Here is an 18,519-nt window from a genome sequence, read left to right as displayed (position 1 = left end):
CGCGCTCGCCTGCGGGCCGGTGGGGGCTGATCGCGCAGTTCCCCGCGCCCCTTCGGGGCGCACCCAGCCGCCCAAGCCTGCGCATCGCTGGCCGCGCCCACACGGCGAGCCGCGTTTCGTCACAGCCCCGGGCGCGGGCGCGATCTGCCTCCACGGGCCGCGCCCCGAAAGGGGCGCGGGGAACTGCGCGACGAGCCCCCACCGGCCCGCAGGTGTGCACGAAAACCTCCCCGGGGGCGGCACTCCGCCGACTAGGCCAGTGGCCTGGGTTGGGTCAGTTCGTCGTAGACGCTGAGTACTTGGGCGACCGTTTCGTCCTCCGTCGGCCACCCCGCCGCCTGGCGGGCGCCCCGTTCGCGGAGCGTTTCCCGGCGCTCCGGGTCGGCGAGGAGGCGTACGACGGTGTCGGCGAGCGCCTTCGCGTCGCCGTAGGGGACGAGTTCGGCGGCGTCGCCGACGAGGTCCGGGATGCCGCCGACGGCGGTCGCGACGAGCGGCACGCGCGCGTACAGCGCCTCCTGGGCCAGGACGGACCGGGACTCCCACTTGCTGGTCACGAGCGCCACGTCGGCGGCGGCGAGCAGTTCGGGCACGTCCTCGCGGCGTCCGAGGAGCCGGACCGGGAGTTCCTCCTCCGCGATGCGCCGCCGCAGTTCGGGCCGCAGCGGCCCCTCCCCCGCGATGACGACCAGCGGCGCCGGATCGAGGTCCCGCCAGGTGCGGGCCGCGTCGAGCAGGACGTCGTAGCCGCGCAGCCCGTCGAGGGAGCCGACGGCGATGAGCAACGGGCGTCCGGTGGAGCCGAGTTCGGCGCGGACCTTGGGCGGCAGCCGGTCGGGGTCGTCCGGTACGGCCGGCCGGCGCCGGCCCGGCAGGGCCACGGCGGCGAGGCGGGCGTCCCGGGCTCCGTTGCGGCGGGCGCGGTCGACGAGGTCGGAGGTGGTGCCCAGGACGACGGCGGCCGTGCGCACCACACGCCGCTCCAGCAGCCGCAGCAGATGCGCCCGCGCACCCTCGGCGTGGGCCCGGTTGTGCCAGGTCACCACCAGCGGGGTGGTCCGGCCGCCGAGGGCGAGCACGGCGCGGAAGGAGGCGTGCAGCCCGTGCGCGTGGACCAGGTCGGCGTCCGTGCAGGCCGTCCGGAGCGCCGCCACGGACACGGGATCGCTGCTGCGCGGCACGTGCACGTGCTCGGCGCCGGCTCCGGTGAAGTCGTAGGCGCGATCGGCCTCCACGGGGGCGCACACCGTGACCCGCACGCCCCGCGCGACGAGCCCCTCGGCCAGTGACCGCACGTGCGCGCTGCTGCCGGCGTTGCCTCCGCCGAGCACCTGCACGGTGCGCAGCGGCGCCTGGCCGTGCGGTGCGTTGCTGCTCACGGGACTCGCGGGGCTCACGGTTGCCTGGGGCTCCTGACTCGGCCGACTCGGGGTGGGGTGGGGCGGGGACACGAGGGACGTACAGAAGGTAGCGGGCGGAACGATGCGGACGTATGTGCCGCGCGCCCCTCCCGCGCCCATCGCGTTCCCTGCCAAGCATGCCAGGGCGCAGGGCCGTTCCGGGCAACGCCGGGAGACGCGCACGGCGGTGGGCCGGGGCGGTGCGCCGGAGCACGTCACCCACACGGGTGAGCGAAATCCCGGCCCGGCCGAAAGGTCCAGCCGCCCGTACCCGGAGGTCAGCAGCTCACGGCGTCCGCGCCCACGCGCTCACCCGGTCCCCGTACACCGTGGCGGCGACCACCGCCACGGCGTGGGCGAGCAACCCCGGGCGCCGGTTGGAGACGACGGCTGCCGCTCCCAGCGTCGCGCCCAGGGCGTGCGCCCCCGTGTCCCCGAGCATCACGCGCTCGCCGAGGTCCTCGCGGAGCACGGCGGCCGCGGCCCCCACCGCGACGGCGGCCAGATCGCCGCCCGGCCCGCCGCGCAGCATCCCCGGAGCACCGAGCGCGAGCACCGCCCCGAGCGCCCGGCCGGGCCGTACGTCGACGAGGTTGACAGCATGCGCGGCCCCCGCGATCACGATCCCGGCGAGCAGCTTGTCGAGCGGCCGTTCCTTCAACAGCGCGCCCGTGGCCAGACCGGCGGCACCGATCCCGAACAACTTGACGGCGCCGCTGGTCACTTCGCCGTGCCGCAGCGCGCCGAGGTGGGCACGGAAGCCGCGCCGGGTGTCGCCGGTGGCGTGGCCGACGACGTCGTCGTACGCCCCGCAGGCGCCGGCGGCCAGCACGGCGGCGCCCGCGGCGGGGCTCACCCGCGCCGCAGCTGCCGCCGCGCCGACCGCGGTCGCCGGCCCGGCGTACAGCCTGACGATCCGCCCCGCGTGATTCGTCCGCTCCCAACGGTCCGGCCTCCCCGGCGGGTTGGCCCGCAGCAGCACGAACCCGGCCTGGGTGAGCACGGCGGACACCAACAGCGAACGGTACTTCCGGCTGCCGATCATCCGGCCACCCTAAGGGCCGCTCCAGGCCCGCCCGCAAAGACCCCTACGGCTCCGCCCGCAGAGGCCGCTGCGAGTCCGCCCCGCAAAGGCCCCCACAGGCCGCCCGCACACGCCCCTACCGGCCCGCCCCGCAGAGACCGGCCACAGGCCGCACACAAAGGCCCATGCAGCTCCGCCCGCAAGGGCCGGCTACACGCCCACCCACAGAGGCCCTACAGGCCCGCCCGCAGAGACCGGCCACAGGCCGCACGCAAAGGCCCATGCAGCTCCGCCCGCAGAGGCCCGCTCTACAGGCCCGCCCGCAAGGGCCGGCTACACGCCCACCCACGGAGGGCGCCGCAGGCCCGACCCGCAAAGACCGGCTGCTGGCCCACCCGCAAAGGCCCCTGTGGCTCCGCCCCGCAAAGACCCCTACAGGTCCGCCCGGGCTGTGGCCAGTAGTTCCTCCGCGTGGGCGCGGGCCGTCTCGGAGTCCTCCTGGCCGGCCAGCATCCGGGAGAGCTCGCGGACGCGTTCCTCGCCCTCCAGGACCTTGACGCCGGAGCGGGTGACGGAGCCGTCGTCGGTCTTCTCGACCAGCAGCTGCCGGTCGGCGAAGGCGGCCACCTGGGGCAGGTGGGTGACCACGACGACCTGTGCGGTCCGGGCGAGCTTCGCCAGCCGCCGGCCGATCTCGACCGCGGCCTTGCCGCCGACGCCGGCGTCGACCTCGTCGAAGAGGTACGTCGGCACCGGGTCGGTGCCCGCGAACACGACCTCCACGGCCAGCATCACGCGGGACAGCTCGCCACCGGACGCGCCCTTGGCGATCGGCCGGGGCGGCGCGCCCGGGTGCGGGGCGAGCAGCAGCTCGACCTCGTCCGCGCCCGACGGCCCGTACGCGACCGTCCGGCCGCCGACCTCGACGCCCTCGGGGTCCTCGGTCTGCCGGATGTCGAACGACACGCGCGCGTGGGGCATCGCCAGCGAGGCCAGTTCGGCGGTCACGGCGGCCGCGAACCGCTCGGCGGCCCCCGTCCGGGCGTCCGTCAGGGCCTGGGCCAGCGCGCCCAGTTCGGTGCGCAGCGCGTCCCGTTCAGCGGTCAGCTCCCCGATCCGGTCGTCGTCGCCGTCCAGTTCGGTGAGCCGGGCGGCGCTCTGCTCGGCCCAGGCGAGTACGGCGCCCACGTCGTCGCCGTACTTGCGGGTGAGGGACGTCAGCGCGGCCCGGCGCTCCTCCACGGCGGCCAGCCGCAGCGGGTCGGCGTCCAGGTCGTCGGCGTACCCGGCCAGCTCGCCCGCGACGTCGCCGAGCAGGATGCCGACCTCCCCGATCCGCTCGGCGAGCGCGGCCAGCGCCGGGTCGTGGGACCGTACGGCCTCCAGCGCCCGGTGCGCGCCCGCGACGAGGGTCGAGGCGTCGATGCCCTCGGGGTCCTCGGGGTTGCCGGCGAGGGCGGCGTGCGCGGCGGTGGCGGCGGACGACAGCGCCTCGGCGTGCCCGAGCCGCTCGGCCTCCTCGGCCAGCTCCACGTCCTCCCCCGCGCGCGGTTCCACGGCGGCGATCTCGTCGAGGCCGTAGCGCAGCAGGTCGGCTTCCTGGGCGCGCTCACGCGCGCGTGTGGTGATCTCCTCCAGCTCGGCGGAGACCGCCCGCAGCCGCCGGTAGGCCTCGGTGTACTTGTCGAGCGGCCCGGCGACGGTGTCCCCGGCGTACCGGTCGAGGGCCTGCCGTTGCCGGGACAGCTTCAGCAGCCCCTGCTGGTCGGTCTGACCGTGCACGGCCACCAGGTCGTCGGCCAGCTCGGCGAGCAGCCCGACGGGCACGCTGCGCCCGCCCAGGTGCGCCCGTGAGCGGCCCTCCGCGGAAACGGTACGGCTGATCAGCAGGGCACCGTCGTCCAGCTCGGCCCCGGCCTCCTCGGCGCGTACGACGGCGGCCGCGTCGGCGGGCACGGCGATCCGCCCCTCCACGACCGCTTTCCCGGCCCCGATCCGCACGAGCGCCGGGTCCGCCCGGCCACCGAGCAGCAGGCCCAGGCTGGTGACCACCATGGTCTTGCCCGCGCCCGTCTCGCCGGTGACCGCGGTGAACCCGGGCGACAGCTCGACCACGGCGTCGTCGATGACCCCGAGCGACCGTATCCGCATCTCCTCCAACACGGAGAAGACCATACGAGGTCGGGGGCCGGGAGTGCACACAGGCCGCCCATGTCACTCCGCCGAGTGGTGCGGTGCCCCCCGCCATCCCGTGGTCGGCAGCGCGAACTTCGCCACCAGCCGGTCGGTGAAAGAGGAGTGGTGGAGCCGGGCCAGCCGCACCGGCACAGCCCCCCGCCGTACCTCGACCCGGGCTCCGGGCGGCAGCTCGACGGTCCGCCGCCCGTCGCACCACAGGACGCCCGGCGGGATGTGCGGCAGCACCTCCACCGCGAGCACCGAGTCCGGTGAGGTCACCAGCGGCTTCGCGAACAGCGCGTGCGCGGAGATCGGCACCATCAGCAGCGCCTCCACCTCGGGCCACACCACTGGCCCGCCGGCGGAGAACGCGTACGCGGTGGACCCGGTGGGCGTCGACAGGACCACCCCGTCGCAGCCGAAGCCGGTGACGGGCCGCCCGTCGATCTCCAGCACGACTTCCAGCAGCTTCTCGGCGCCGGCCTTCTGCACGGCCGCCTCGTTCAGCGCCCAGTCGGTGTGCACGATGTCCCCGTTGCGGTGCACGACGACGTCGACGGTCATCCGCTCCTCGACCTCGTACGAGCGCGCCACGACCCGGTCGACCACCCGGTCGAGGTCGTCCCGCTCGGCCTCCGCGAGGAACCCCACCCGCCCGAGGTTGACGCCGAGCATCGGCACCCCGGAGGCCCGCGCGAACTCGGCGCCGCGCAGCAGCGTGCCGTCGCCGCCGAGCACGATCAGCAGCTCACATCCGTCCAGGCACTGCGGGGTGGCCTCCTTGACGGTGCCCACCTCGTCGGGGAGCGGCAGGTCGCGCGCCTCGTCCTCCAGCACCCGCACCCCGATACCGTGCCGCAGCAGGCCCTTGACCACGAGTTCCGCACTGCGGATCGCGGCCGGCCGCCCGGTGTGGGCGAGCAGGAAAACCGTACGCGCTCGGTTCTGTGTCAACGCGGCCCCTCCGCCACTGCTCGGTCGACGTCGGCCGGGTCCAGGGCGGGCGCCCCGGCACGCAGCCACAGGAAGTACTCGACGTTCCCGGACGGCCCGGGCAGCGGACTGGCGGTCACGCCCCGCGCCCCGAGTCCCAGCTCCCAGGCCTTCTCGGCGACCTGGCGCACGGCGTCCGCCCGCAGCTGCGGACTCCGTACGACACCTCCGCTGCCCAGCCGTTCCTTCCCCACCTCGAACTGCGGCTTGACCATCATCACCAGGTCGGCGTCCGGCCGCACGCACCGCTTCAGCGCGGGCAGCACCAGTCCGAGCGGGATGAAGGACAGATCACCCACGACAAGATCCACCGGCTCCCCATCGATCGCGTCGAGCGTCAACTCGCGTACGTTCGTACGGTCCTTGACGGTGACGCGTTCATCCTGCCGGAGAGACCAGGCGAGTTGGCCGTAACCGACGTCCACGGCGACGACGTGCGCGACGCCCGCGCGCAGCAGCACGTCCGTGAAGCCGCCCGTGGAGGCACCGGCGTCCAGCGCGCGCCGGCCCTCGACGACGAGCCCCTGCGGGACGAACGCGGCGAGCGCGCCGGCGAGCTTGTGGCCGCCGCGGGAGACGTAGTCCGGGTCGTCGGCGTCGGCCTGGACCACGATCGCCGCCGCGGTCTCCACCTGGGTGGCGGACTTGGTCGCCACGGTCTTGCCGACGGTGACGCGCCCCGCGGCGATCAGCTGGCCGGCGTGCTCGCGCGAGCGCGCGAGCTTCCGGCGGACCAGCTCCGCGTCCAGACGACGGCGTGCGACTCCTGCCACGTTCGGTTCAGCTCCTGCTCTGGTACGGCGTCGGCGACGCCGGGTACGACGACGGGGGCGCCGGAGGTCCCGGGCGGGCGTCGAGCGCGGTGAGCGCGTCGCGCAGCCCCCTGTGTACATCCTCGTACACCTCGATGTGTCCGTCGGGCGTGAGGTGGTCGGCATCACCGAGCCGCTCCAGCCGCGCGTCCACCTCGGCGTTGCCGGTGGGGGTACGGGGGACGCCCAGGGGGGCGGGCGCGGCGGGCTCGTACTGGTCGCGGCGGGGCTCCGCGCCGGCCTCGGGCTGTAGTCCGGCGCCGGCCTCGGGCCGGGGCTCGGCGTTGGCCTCGGGTTGTGGCCCGGCTTCGGCCTGTGGCCCCGGCTGTGGCCCGGACTGTGGCTCGGGCTTGGGCTCGGTGGGCGGCTCGGCCCCGGACACGGACTCGCTCATGCCCAGACGCTACCGCGAACCGCTGCGGTACCGTCGTGCGCGATGGCCACGATCGAGGAGTGCCGGGCAGCGCTGGGAAAGCTTTCGGACAACATGCGGGGCGCCGAGGGCGAGGCCCGGGCCGCCGCCGCCATGGACCGCTCCGTGAGCTGCCACATCACCGACCTGGACGTCACCTTCGCCGGCCGGCTGACCGGCGGCCGGATCGAGGTGGACGACACCCATCCAGGGATGCCGAGGGAGAAGGCGCAGATCCGGCTCGCGATGGCCGGCGACGATCTCGTGGCCCTGGTCGGCGGCGACCTGAACTTCGCGACGGCCTGGGGCTCGGGCCGGGTGAGGCTGGAGGCGAGCCTGCTGGACCTGTTCCGGCTCAGGAAGCTGCTGTGACCCTGCCCGCCCCCCTGTCCGCGCGTGTCTTCCTGGCCGCCGGGACCACCAGCGGGGTGCCGGTCTCCGGGTCGTCGATGACCTGACAGCGCAGCCCGAAGACCCGTTCGACCAGGTCGGCCGTGACGATGTCCTTCGGTGCGCCCTCGGCGATCACCTCGCCGTCGCGCAGGGCGATGAGGTGGGTGGCGTAGCGGGCGGCGTGGTTGAGGTCGTGCAGGACGGCGACGAGGGTGCGGCCCTGGTTCTCGTGCAGTTCGGCGCACAGGTCGAGGACGTCGATCTGGTGCTGGATGTCGAGGTAGGTGGTCGGCTCGTCCAGGAGCAGCAGCTCGGTCTGCTGGGCGAGCGCCATGGCGATCCACACCCGCTGGCGCTGCCCGCCGGACAGTTCGTCGACGTGGCGGCCGGCGAGTTCGGCGGTTCCGGTCCGGGCCATGGCCTCCTGGACGACCCGCTCGTCCTCGGCGGACCACTGGCGCAGCAGGCCCTGGTGCGGGTAGCGGCCGCGGCCGACGAGGTCGGCGACGGTGATGCCGTCCGGTGCGATGGACGACTGCGGCAGCAGGCCGAGGGTCCGCGCGACCTTCTTGGCCGGCATCGACTGGATGGCCTGCCCGTCGAGCAGCACCCGGCCCCGGCTCGGCCTGAGCATCCGGGACAGTGCCCGCAGGAGGGTGGACTTGCCGCACGCGTTCGGGCCGACGATCACGGTGAAGGAGTGGTCGGGGATCTCCACCGACAGCCGCTCGGCGATGACGCGCTGGTCGTAGGCGAGGGTGACGTTCTCGGCGGACAGGCGGTTCACGGTGCTCCTCGGGTTTGTCTGGTTGTCGCCCGCCCGTCCCTCAGCGGCGGGCGGGTGGCCGGTCATATCCGGCCCGCCCTGCGCTCGGTGACCAGCAGCCACAGCAGGTAGCAGCCGCCGAGGACGCCGGTGACCACGCCGACGGGGAGCTGGTCGGCGCCGAAGGCGCGCTGGGAGGCCCAGTCGGCGGTGACCAGGAGGGCGGCGCCCATGCAGAGGGAGGGCACGAGGTTGGGGCCGGGCGAGCGGGTGAGGCGGCGGGCGAGCTGGGGGGCGGTGAGGGCCACGAAGGCGACCGGGCCGGCGGCTGCGGTGGCGGCCGCGGTGAGCAGCACCGCGGAGACCATCAGCACCAGCCGGACGCGCTGCACGCGCACCCCGAGGGCGTGTGCGACGTCGTCGCCCATCTCCAGAGTCCGCAGGGCGCGCGCGTGGCCGAGGACCAGCGGCACGAGGGCGGCGCACAGCAGGAGCAGCGGCCAGACCTGGTCCCAGTCCCGGCCGTCCAGCGAACCGGTCATCCAGATGACCGCGCGGGCCGCGTCCACCAGGTCGGCCTTGGTGAGCAGGTAGCCGTTGACGGCGGTCACGATCGCGGAGACCCCGATGCCGACGAGGACCAGCCGGTATCCGTGCACGCCCTGTTTCCAGGCGAGCAGATAGATGGCCAGCCCGGTCACCAGGCCGCCGACCAGGGCGCCGGCCGTGACCTGGGCGGCGCTGCCGGACATCAGCACGATCACGACGAGCGCGCCCGCCGTGGAGCCCTGGGACAGGCCGAGCACGTCCGGGCTGCCCAGCGGGTTGCGGGACACGGACTGGAACAGGGCGCCGCCGAGGCCGAGCGAGGCTCCGACCAGCAGACCGACCAGGAGGCGGGGCAGTCGCAGCTCGTTGACGATGAAGTCCTGGTAGGCGGTGCCGTTCCCGGCCAGCGCCCGCAGCACGTCGACGGCGGGGATCTTCGCGTCGCCGGTGCCGATGAGCGCCACTCCGGCGGCGCAGGCGGCGGCCAGCAGCAGTACGACGACGATCAGGGCGCGGACGTCCACGCGCAGCGAGAGCCCGCCGGGGGTGCGCAGGACGCGGCTGGTCTGTCGGGTCTTCACAGCTGGGCCGTCCTCCGTCGTCGTACGAGAAAGATGAAGACCGGGCCGCCGACGACCGCGGTGACGATGCCGACCTGGAGTTCCGCGGGGCGGGCCACGATCCGGCCCAGGATGTCGGCGCCGAGCAGCAGCACGGGCGAGAGGACGGTCGCGTACGGCAGGATCCAGCGCAGGTCGGGTCCGGTGAAGGAGCGCACGGCGTGCGGCACCATCAGTCCGACGAACACGATGGGGCCGCAGGCGGCGGTCGCCGCCCCGCACAGCACCGTCGCCGCGAGCATGGCCAGGGCGCGGGTGCGGTGCAGGTGGGCGCCGAGGGCGCGGGCGGAGTCGTCGCCCATCGCGAGGGCGTTCAGCGGCCGGGCCAGACCGAGGGCGAGGAGCGCGCCGCCGACCAGGAACGGCAGGACCTGGGTGATGGTGGAGTCGTTCGCCGAGGCCAGTGATCCCACCGTCCAGAAGCGCATCTTGCTCAGCGCCGCGTCGTCCATGATCATCACGGCCTGGAGGTACCCGTACAGCGCGGCGCTGATCGCCGTACCGGCGAGGGCCAGCCGGACCGGTGTGGCGCCCCGGCTGCCGCCGAGGAACCACACCAGCGCGCCGACCGCGGCGGCGCCCGCGAAGGCGAACCAGACATAGCCGGTGAGGCTGGTTACGCCGAACCAGGTGAGGGCCGTGACGACGGCGGCGGAGGCACCGGCGTTGATACCGAGCAGGCCGGGGTCGGCCAGTGGATTGCGGGTGAGCGCCTGGAGCACCGCCCCGGACAGGCCGAGCGCGGCACCGGCCAGCAGACCGAGGACGGTGCGGGACAGCCGCTCGTCGACGACGACGTCCCCGTACGTTCCCGTGCCGTGGAACAGGCCGTGCCAGACCTGGTCCGGGGACAGGGCCTTCGCCCCGATCGCGATGCTCGCCAGCGCGACGAGCGCGAGGACCGCGACCGAGAGCAGGAGCCCAACGGCCCGGGCCGCCCGGCGAGTCGGGGGCGCGGGGGCGGTCCGCGCGCACTGGTTCGGAGGACTGTCGACCAACACGAGGTTAGGTTAGCCTACCCTCTCTTCAATCTCGATCCCCTGTCTCCTGTCCCCTGCCCCCTGCCCCCTGCCCCCTGCCCCCTGCCCCGGGAAAGGTGCGCACGGCGCTTGTAGCCCTCCGCGAACCTCAGAGCCCGAGCCGGTCCAGCGCCTTGTCCCCCTCCAGCTCGCAGGTCCCCTCGCCGGCCGCCGTCCACGCCGCCGCGCACAACGCCCGCAGCCCGTCCAGCGGCGCGCCCTCACCCTCACCGTCGTGCTCCAGCTCCAGCCGGTCCGCGCCGGCCGTCGCCGTCCACCCGCCGCACCGGAATCCGTCGCCCTCGTGGGTGATCTCCGGCTGGCCGGTGAGCAGGCCGCGGAGATCGGCGTCCACGTACGTCGGCCGGTGCTGCGGGGGCGCGGCGAGCAACTGGGCGCCGTCGGTGACGCCGGTCAGAACGAGCAGCGAGTCCACCCCGCCGTTGAACGCGCCCTCGATGTCGGTGTCCAGCCGGTCCCCGACCACCAAGGGCCGCTCCGCGCCCGTCCGCAGAATCGTCTCGCGGTGCATGGGCGGCAACGGCTTCCCCGCCACCTGCGGCTCCGCACCCGTCGCGATCCGGACGACCTCCACCGCGGCCCCGTTGCCCGGCGCGATCCCGCGCCCGCTCGGAATCGTCAGGTCCGTGTTGGAGGCGAACCACGGCAGGCCCCGCCGGACGGCGTACGACGCCTCCGCGAACCGCGACCAGGTCAGGTCCGGGCCGCCGTACCCCTGGACGACCGCCACCGGCTCGTCGTCCGCCGACTCCACCGGCACCAGCCCGCGCTCGCACAGCGCGACCCGCAGCCCCTCACCGCCGATCACCAGCACCCGGGAGCCCGCCGGCACCTGGTCACTGATCAGCCGCGCGACGGCCTGCGCGGAGGTGATGACGTCCTCGGCCCCGGTCGGTATGCCCAGTTCCGTCAGATGCCCGGCCACCGCGTCCGGCGTGCGCAGCGCGTTGTTGGTGACGTACGCCAGCCGCATCCCGCCGTCCCGGGCCACCGCCAGCGAGTCGACCGCGTGCGCGATGGCCTGCCCGCCCGCGTACACCACCCCGTCGAGGTCGAGCAGCGCCGTGTCGTACGCCTCGCTCAGGGCCTGCCCACTGCCCTCGGGCCTCGTCCTGACGCCCTGGCTCATTCCGCATCGCTCCTCGTTCGCTCGCCTTTCCCCCGATCATCCCGCACGCCACTGACACACGTACGATGCCGGGATGAACACAGCAGGTCACTCGGAAGCAACGGTGCGCCGAGGCCTGGAACTCACCCCGTTCCGTGGCCTTCGCTACGACCCCGACCGGGTCGGCAGCCTCGCCGCCGTCACGTCCCCGCCCTACGACGTCGTCGTACGCCCCGACGGCCTGCACCACCTCCAGTCCGCCGACCCGCACAACATCGTCCGGCTGATCCTGCCGCAGGCCGGCACCCCCTCGGCCCGCAACGAACAGGCAGCCGACACGCTGCGCCGCTGGCTCGCCGAGGGCATCCTGGCCGCCGACTCCGACCCCTGCCTGTACGTGTACGAACAGCGGGACGGCGACGGCATGCTGCAGCGGGGCGTGATCGGAACCCTGCTGGTCTCGGAGCCGGCCGAGGGCGTGGTGCTGCCGCACGAGGACGTCATGCCGCCCGTCGTCGCCGATCGCGCCGCCCTGATGCGTGCCACGCGCGCGAACCTGGAGCCGCTGCTGCTGACGTATCGCGGGAACGGCGCGGCGGCCGAGATCGTCGAACGCACCGTCGAGCGCGCTCCGCTGCTGGCCACGACCACCGAGGACGGCTTCCACCACCGCCTCTGGGCCGTCACCGATCCCGCCGACCTGGCCGGCATCCAGAGCGAACTGGCCCAGCAGCAGGCCCTGATCGCCGACGGCCACCACCGCTGGGCCACTTACCGGCAACTCCGCGCGGAGCATCCCTCGCCCAGCCCCTGGGACCACGGCCTGGTCCTCCTCGTCGACACCGCCCGCTACCCGCTGCGCGTCCGCGCCATCCACCGCCTGCTGCACGGGCTGCCGGTCGCGGACGCGCTGGCCGCCGTGGACGGCCTGTTCCGGGTACGGCGCCTGGACGTGCCGCTGCCCGAGGCGCTGGAGACGCTCGCCGACGCGGCCTGCGCGGGCAACGCGTTCCTGCTGGCCGGCGACGGCGCGTTCCATCTGCTCGACCACCCGGACCCCGACCTGCTGGCCCGTACGATCCCGGAGGACCGCCCGGCCGCGTGGCGCTCCCTGGACGCCACGGTCCTGCACGCCACGCTCCTGGACCACGTCTGGCACATCCCCGAGGACTCCCCCGCCCACATCGCCTACATCCACGACACGGCCGCGACGGTCGAGAAGGCGGAGCGGGACGGCGGTACGGCCGTGCTGATGCACCCCGTCCGCGAGGAGGTCGTCCGCGACCTGGCCCGGCAGGGCGTGACGATGCCACGCAAGTCGACGTCGTTCGGGCCGAAGCCGGCCTCGGGGCTGGTGCTGCGGGCGCTGGAGGTCTGAGCGCCGCGGAAAGACGGAAAGACGAAAGGGGCGGGACCCGTCGGGTCCCGCCCCTTTTCCGTCGCTCAGGCAGCGTCAGTCAGGTCAGGCCTTGTCGTCCTGCTCGTCCTCGTCGTCCTGATCGTCCTCGTCGTGCTGGTCATGCTGGTCGTGCTGGTCGTGCTGGTCGTCGCTCTGCTCGTCGACCGGGCCGTCGGTGCGCGCTTCGGCGTCGTCCACGTCGTCGGCCACGCTGACGGCCGCACTGTCGTGTACGCCGTCGGTCACGGTGTCGTGCGCGCCGTCGGCCGCGCTGTCCTCCGTGTCGAGGGCGTCGACGAACTCCACGCCGTCCAGCTCGGCGAGCCGGTCGGAGGCGTCGGTGCTGCCGTCGCGGTCTGCCTCGACCGCCTTGGCGAACCACTCCCGCGCCTCGCCCTCCCGGCCGACGGCGAGGAGCGCGTCGGCGTAGGCGTACCGCAGGCGCGCCGTCCAGGGCTGGACGGAGTTGGAGGCGAGCTCGGGGCTCTGCAGGGTGACGATGGCCGCGTCCAGCTGCCCCATGTCCCGCCGGGCACCCGCCGCGACGAGCCGCATCTCGACCTGCCCGGCCTTGTCCAGCTTGTGCACCTCGGGAGCGCCGGCCATGTCCAGCGCCTTCTCCGGCCGGTCGAGCCCGCGCTCGCAGTCGGCCATCACGGGCCACAGCTCGGTGTGGCCGGTCATGCGCCGCGCGGCCCGGAACTCGGCGAGGGCCTCGCTGTACTTCTGGTTGGCGTAGGCGGCGAACCCGGCGGCCTCGCGCACGGCGGCCACACGGGACGCCAGACGCAGGGCCACCTTGGAGTAGCCGTACGCGCCCTCGGGGTCCTCGTCGATGAGCCGGGCGACCATCACCAGGTTCCGGGCGACGTCCTCCGCGAGCGTCTTGGGCAGGCTCTGCAGCTCCTGCCGGACGTCCTTGTCGATCTCGTCGCCGGTGACGTCCTCCGGGATCGGCAGCCGCTTGATGGGCTCACGGTCCCTGTCCCGGTCACGGTCACGGCCGCGGTCCCGGTCCCGGTCGTCGCGGAACCGGCCGCCGCCGCGTCGGTCGTCACGCCGGTCGTCCCTGCGGTCATCGCGTCCGTCGCGCCCGCGGAAACCACCGGGCCGACCACCGCGGTCGTCACGACGGAACCCGCCGCGCTCGCCGCCACGGTCGTCCCGGCCACCCCGGAAGCCTCCACGCTCACCACGGCTGTCGTCCCGCCGGAAACCACCCCGGTCATCACGACGGTCATCACGCCGATCGTCACGGCGGTCGTCCCTGCGGTCGTCCCTGCGGAACGCCGGACGGTCGCCGCCACGGTCATCGCGCCGGAAGGCAGGCCGGTCACCGCTCCGGTCGTCCCTGCGGAATGCCGGGCGGTCGCCGCCCCGGTCGTCGCGGCGGTCGTCGCGACGGAAGGCCGGGCGGTCGCCGCCACGGTCATCGCGCCGGAACCCGCCGCGGTCATCACGGCGGTCCTCACGGCGGAAGGCCGGGCGGTCGCCGCCACGGTCATCGCGCCGGAACCCGCCCCGGTCGCCCCGGTCGCGGTCGTCACGGCGGTCATCACGCCGGTCGTCCCTGCGGTCGTCGCGACGGAACGCCGGACGGTCGCCCCTGCGGTCGTCGTTCCGGAAGGCGGGACGGTTGCCACCCCTGTCATCGCGGCGGAAGCCGCCCCGGTCACCGGTGCGGTCGTCGCGGCGCGGACCGCGGTCCCGGTCGTCACGCTGGAACGCCGGGCGGGAGCCACGCTCGCCCTCACGCCGGTCGTCCCTGCGGCCGTAGCCACCGCCGCTGCGGCCACCACGGTCGCTGTACCCGCGATCCCGATCGCCGCCGTAGCCGCCTCGGTCATCACGGCGGTCATCGCGCCGGAAGCCGCCGCGGTCACCCCGGTCGCGGTCGTCACGGCGGTCATCGCGGCGGTCGTCCCTGCGGTCGTCACGGCGAACGAATCCGCCGCGGCTGTCGTCGCGCCGGCCGTAACCGCCGCGGTCGCCGCCGCGGTCGTCACGGCGGGGGCCGCGATCTCGGTCGTCACGGCGGCCGTAACCACCGCCGCGGCCACCGCGGTTGTCGTCACGGCGGTTGTCGTCACGCCGGAACCCGCCACGGTCGCCCCGGTCGCCGCGGTCACCACTGTCCCGTCGCCGCTGGTCGCGCTCCGGTCGGTCGTCGGGAGAGTTGGTGGACATGGCGACTCCTGTCTTCGGTACTTCAAGCATTGTAAAAACGAAAGGACCCCTGGTCCCAGCTGAACGCTGGGGACCAGGGGTCCTTCCCAAAGATTGCTCGGCGGTGTCCTACTCTCCCACAGGGTCCCCCCTGCAGTACCATCGGCGCTGTGAGGCTTAGCTTCCGGGTTCGGAATGTAACCGGGCGTTTCCCTCACGCTATGACCACCGAAACCCTAATGGTTTCGAGCGAACAAGCACACTCTTCAGTTGTGTTCATGGTTCGACTCAAAGCCGGCAACCGTTCGTTGCCTCAGAACATACACAGTGGACGCGAGCATCAATGGACAAGCCCTCGGCCTATTAGTACCAGTCAACTCCACACCTCACGGTGCTTCCATATCTGGCCTATCAACCCAGTCGTCTACTGGGAGCCTTACCCCATCAAGTGGGTGGGAGTCCTCATCTCGAAGCAGGCTTCCCGCTTAGATGCTTTCAGCGGTTATCCCTCCCGAACGTAGCCAACCAGCCATGCCCTTGGCAGAACAACTGGCACACCAGAGGTTCGTCCGTCCCGGTCCTCTCGTACTAGGGACAGCCCTTCTCAAGACTCCTACGCGCACAGCGGATAGGGACCGAACTGTCTCACGACGTTCTAAACCCAGCTCGCGTACCGCTTTAATGGGCGAACAGCCCAACCCTTGGGACCGACTCCAGCCCCAGGATGCGACGAGCCGACATCGAGGTGCCAAACCATCCCGTCGATATGGACTCTTGGGGAAGATCAGCCTGTTATCCCCGGGGTACCTTTTATCCGTTGAGCGACGGCGCTTCCACAAGCCACCGCCGGATCACTAGTCCCGACTTTCGTCCCTGCTCGACCCGTCGGTCTCACAGTCAAGCTCCCTTGTGCACTTACACTCAACACCTGATTGCCAACCAGGCTGAGGGAACCTTTGGGCGCCTCCGTTACTCTTTAGGAGGCAACCGCCCCAGTTAAACTACCCATCAGACACTGTCCCTGATCCGGATCACGGACCCAGGTTAGACATCCAGCACGACCAGACTGGTATTTCAACGACGACTCCACCCACACTGGCGTGTGAACTTCAAAGTCTCCCAGCTATCCTACACAAGCCGAACCGAACACCAATATCAAACTGTAGTAAAGGTCCCGGGGTCTTTCCGTCCTGCTGCGCGAAACGAGCATCTTTACTCGTAGTGCAATTTCACCGGGCCTATGGTTGAGACAGTCGAGAAGTCGTTACGCCATTCGTGCAGGTCGGAACTTACCCGACAAGGAATTTCGCTACCTTAGGATGGTTATAGTTACCACCGCCGTTTACTGGCGCTTAAGTTCTCAGCTTCGCCCACCCGAAAGTGAGCTAACCGGTCCCCTTAACGTTCCAGCACCGGGCAGGCGTCAGTCCGTATACATCGCCTTACGGCTTCGCACGGACCTGTGTTTTTAGTAAACAGTCGCTTCTCGCTGGTCTCTGCGGCCACCCCCAGCTCGGAGTGCAAGACTCGTCACCGGATGTGGCCCCCCTTCTCCCGAAGTTACGGGGGCATTTTGCCGAGTTCCTTAACCATAGTTCACCCGAACGCCTCGGTATTCTCTACCTGACCACCTGAGTCGGTTTAGGGTACGGGCCGCCATGAAACTCGCTAGAGGCTTTTCTCGACAGCATAGGATCATCCACTTCACCACAATCGGCTCGGCATCAGGTCTCACCCTGCATGAGTGGCGGATTTGCCTACCACTCGGGCTACACCCTTACCCCGGGACAACCACCGCCCGGGATGGACTACCTTCCTGCGTCACCCCATCACTCACCTACTAACCGCTTGGTTCAGCGGCTCCACCACTCCCCATCACTCCGAAGAGATCAAGGGCGGCTTCACGGCCTTAGCATCACGATGCTCGATGTTTGACGCTTCACAGCGGGTACCGGAATATCAACCGGTTATCCATCGACTACGCCTGTCGGCCTCGCCTTAGGTCCCGACTTACCCTGGGCAGATCAGCTTGACCCAGGAACCCTTAGTCAATCGGCGCAAACGTTTCTCACGTTTGTATCGCTACTCATGCCTGCATTCTCACTCGTCAACCGTCCACAACTACCTTCCGGTGCTGCTTCACCCGGCAGACGACGCTCCCCTACCCATCACAGCCGCCGTTGGGCGTATATGCTGCAATGACACGACTTCGGCGGTACGCTTGAGCCCCGCTACATTGTCGGCGCGGAATCACTAGACCAGTGAGCTATTACGCACTCTTTCAAGGGTGGCTGCTTCTAAGCCAACCTCCTGGTTGTCTCTGCGACTCCACATCCTTTCCCACTTAGCGTACGCTTAGGGGCCTTAGTCGATGCTCTGGGCTGTTTCCCTCTCGACCATGGAGCTTATCCCCCACAGTCTCACTGCCGCGCTCTCACTTACCGGCATTCGGAGTTTGGCTAAGGTCAGTAACCCGGTAGGGCCCATCGCCTATCCAGTGCTCTACCTCCGGCAAGAAACACACGACGCTGCACCTAAATGCATTTCGGGGAGAACCAGCTATCACGGAGTTTGATTGGCCTTTCACCCCTAACCACAGGTCATCCCCCAGGTTTTCAACCCTGGTGGGTTCGGTCCTCCACGAAGTCTTACCTCCGCTTCAACCTGCCCATGGCTAGATCACTCCGCTTCGGGTCTTGAGCGTGCTACTCAGTGTCTAATTAAAGACGGCGCCCTGTTCGGACTCGCTTTCGCTACGGCTTCCCCACCCGGGTTAACCTCGCAACACACCGCAAACTCGCAGGCTCATTCTTCAAAAGGCACGCAGTCACGAGAATGTGCAAGCACATTCCGACGCTCCCACGGCTTGTAGGCACACGGTTTCAGGTACTATTTCACTCCGCTCCCGCGGTACTTTTCACCATTCCCTCACGGTACTATCCGCTATCGGTCACCAGGGAATATTTAGGCTTAGCGGGTGGTCCCGCCAGATTCACACGGGATTTCTCGGGCCCCGTGCTACTTGGGTGTCTCTCAAACGAGCCGCTGACGTTTCGACTACGGGGGTCTTACCCTCTACGCCGGACCTTTCGCATGTCCTTCGCCTACATCAACGGTTTCTGACTCGTCCTGCCGCCGGCAGACGACAGAAGAGAGATCCCACAACCCCGCACGCGCAACCCCTGCCGGGTCTCACACGCATACGGTTTGGCCTCATCCGGTTTCGCTCGCCACTACTCCCGGAATCACGGTTGTTTTCTCTTCCTGAGGGTACTGAGATGTTTCACTTCCCCTCGTTCCCTCCACACTGCCTATGTGTTCAGCAGTGGGTGACAGCCCATGACGACTGCCGGGTTTCCCCATTCGGAAACCCCCGGATCAAAGCCTGGTTGACGACTCCCCGGGGACTATCGCGGCCTCCCACGTCCTTCATCGGTTCCTGGTGCCAAGGCATCCACCGTGCGCCCTTAAAAACTTGGCCACAGATGCTCGCGTCCACTGTGCAGTTCTCAAACAACGACCAGCCACCCATCACCCCGAACTCTTACGGTTCGAGTGCACTGGGGCCGGCAGCTGAAGGCAGCCGTATCGGCCGTACCTTCAGATACCCAACAGCGTGCCCGGCACCGTCCGTCCGTTCCCTCTGTGTTCCACGCCGA

13 protein-coding genes, 2 rRNA genes and 1 pseudogene are annotated in these 18,519 nt (G+C 71.1%); 2 read left to right on the top strand and 14 right to left on the bottom strand.

Features of this window, described 5'->3' with window-relative positions:
• Positions 1-251 precede the first annotated feature (251 nt).
• The 6 genes from DBP14_RS28140 to DBP14_RS37035 form a co-directional block, all read right to left on the bottom strand.
• A complete protein-coding gene (locus tag DBP14_RS28140; RefSeq protein ID WP_241741052.1) occupies positions 252-1,379 on the bottom strand; it encodes a glycosyltransferase family 4 protein in 1,128 nt (375 codons plus the stop codon).
• Between the two features lie 307 nt (positions 1,380-1,686).
• Positions 1,687-2,445: a hypothetical protein gene (locus DBP14_RS28135; protein WP_129309899.1), complete on the bottom strand. Its 759-nt coding sequence runs from the start codon at positions 2,443-2,445 to the stop codon at positions 1,687-1,689.
• A 411-nt stretch (positions 2,446-2,856) separates the two neighbouring features.
• A complete protein-coding gene (recN, locus tag DBP14_RS28130) occupies positions 2,857-4,599 on the bottom strand; it encodes a DNA repair protein RecN (protein WP_206739369.1) in 1,743 nt (580 codons plus the stop codon).
• Positions 4,600-4,638: 39 nt separating this feature from the next.
• Positions 4,639-5,556, bottom strand: coding sequence for an NAD kinase (locus DBP14_RS28125; RefSeq protein WP_129309898.1), 918 nt, complete (start codon positions 5,554-5,556; stop codon positions 4,639-4,641).
• Positions 5,553-6,368 carry a TlyA family RNA methyltransferase gene (locus DBP14_RS28120; RefSeq protein ID WP_129309897.1) on the bottom strand — a complete coding sequence of 272 codons (816 nt, stop codon included), beginning with the start codon at positions 6,366-6,368 and terminating at the stop codon, positions 5,553-5,555. The genes DBP14_RS28125 and DBP14_RS28120 overlap by 4 nt, the downstream gene beginning before the upstream one ends.
• A gap of 7 nt (positions 6,369-6,375) precedes the next feature.
• Positions 6,376-6,801: a hypothetical protein gene (locus tag DBP14_RS37035; RefSeq protein ID WP_241741051.1), complete on the bottom strand. Its 426-nt coding sequence runs from the start codon at positions 6,799-6,801 to the stop codon at positions 6,376-6,378.
• Between the two features lie 42 nt (positions 6,802-6,843).
• On the opposite strand from DBP14_RS37035, the gene DBP14_RS28110 reads away from it, so the two are divergent.
• The gene (locus tag DBP14_RS28110) at positions 6,844-7,191 is read left to right on the top strand and encodes a sterol-binding protein (protein WP_129309896.1); all 348 of its coding nucleotides are present in this window, start codon (positions 6,844-6,846) and stop codon (positions 7,189-7,191) included.
• Here the strand turns inward: DBP14_RS28110 and DBP14_RS28105 are convergent.
• The 4 genes from DBP14_RS28105 to DBP14_RS28090 form a co-directional block, all read right to left on the bottom strand.
• Complete coding sequence (locus DBP14_RS28105; RefSeq protein WP_164992420.1) at positions 7,175-8,065, bottom strand: ABC transporter ATP-binding protein; 891 nt, start codon at positions 8,063-8,065, stop codon at positions 7,175-7,177. The genes DBP14_RS28110 and DBP14_RS28105 overlap by 17 nt on opposite strands.
• Positions 8,062-9,108, bottom strand: a complete 1,047-nt coding sequence (locus tag DBP14_RS28100; protein ID WP_129309894.1) for an iron chelate uptake ABC transporter family permease subunit — start codon at positions 9,106-9,108, stop codon at positions 8,062-8,064. Before DBP14_RS28100 ends, DBP14_RS28105 begins: the two co-directional genes overlap by 4 nt.
• Positions 9,105-10,148: an iron chelate uptake ABC transporter family permease subunit gene (locus tag DBP14_RS28095; RefSeq protein ID WP_129309893.1), complete on the bottom strand. Its 1,044-nt coding sequence runs from the start codon at positions 10,146-10,148 to the stop codon at positions 9,105-9,107. The genes DBP14_RS28100 and DBP14_RS28095 overlap by 4 nt, the downstream gene beginning before the upstream one ends.
• 127 nt (positions 10,149-10,275) lie before the next feature.
• Positions 10,276-11,316, bottom strand: a complete 1,041-nt coding sequence (locus tag DBP14_RS28090; RefSeq protein ID WP_129309892.1) for an HAD hydrolase-like protein — start codon at positions 11,314-11,316, stop codon at positions 10,276-10,278.
• Positions 11,317-11,389: 73 nt separating this feature from the next.
• On the opposite strand from DBP14_RS28090, the gene DBP14_RS28085 reads away from it, so the two are divergent.
• Positions 11,390-12,673 carry a DUF1015 domain-containing protein gene (locus DBP14_RS28085; protein ID WP_129309891.1) on the top strand — a complete coding sequence of 428 codons (1,284 nt, stop codon included), beginning with the start codon at positions 11,390-11,392 and terminating at the stop codon, positions 12,671-12,673.
• Positions 12,674-12,757: 84 nt separating this feature from the next.
• Here the strand turns inward: DBP14_RS28085 and DBP14_RS28080 are convergent, their stop codons facing one another.
• The 4 genes and pseudogenes from DBP14_RS28080 to DBP14_RS28065 all read right to left on the bottom strand — a co-directional run bounded on the left by DBP14_RS28080 (position 12,758) and on the right by DBP14_RS28065 (position 18,341).
• Positions 12,758-13,654: a tetratricopeptide repeat protein gene (locus tag DBP14_RS28080; protein WP_241741296.1), complete on the bottom strand. Its 897-nt coding sequence runs from the start codon at positions 13,652-13,654 to the stop codon at positions 12,758-12,760.
• Positions 13,655-13,960: 306 nt separating this feature from the next.
• Positions 13,961-14,830 (bottom strand): annotated as a pseudogene (locus tag DBP14_RS37030) (hypothetical protein); the annotation flags it as partial.
• A 146-nt stretch (positions 14,831-14,976) separates the two neighbouring features.
• A 5S ribosomal RNA gene (rrf, locus tag DBP14_RS28070) occupies positions 14,977-15,093 on the bottom strand.
• A 110-nt stretch (positions 15,094-15,203) separates the two neighbouring features.
• Positions 15,204-18,341, bottom strand: a 23S ribosomal RNA gene (locus DBP14_RS28065).
• Positions 18,342-18,519: the final 178 nt, after the last annotated feature.

This window comes from Streptomyces sp. L2 (assembly GCF_004124325.1).
Classification (GTDB): domain Bacteria; phylum Actinomycetota; class Actinomycetes; order Streptomycetales; family Streptomycetaceae; genus Streptomyces.
This window is presented reverse-complemented; position numbering and strand designations above follow the sequence as displayed.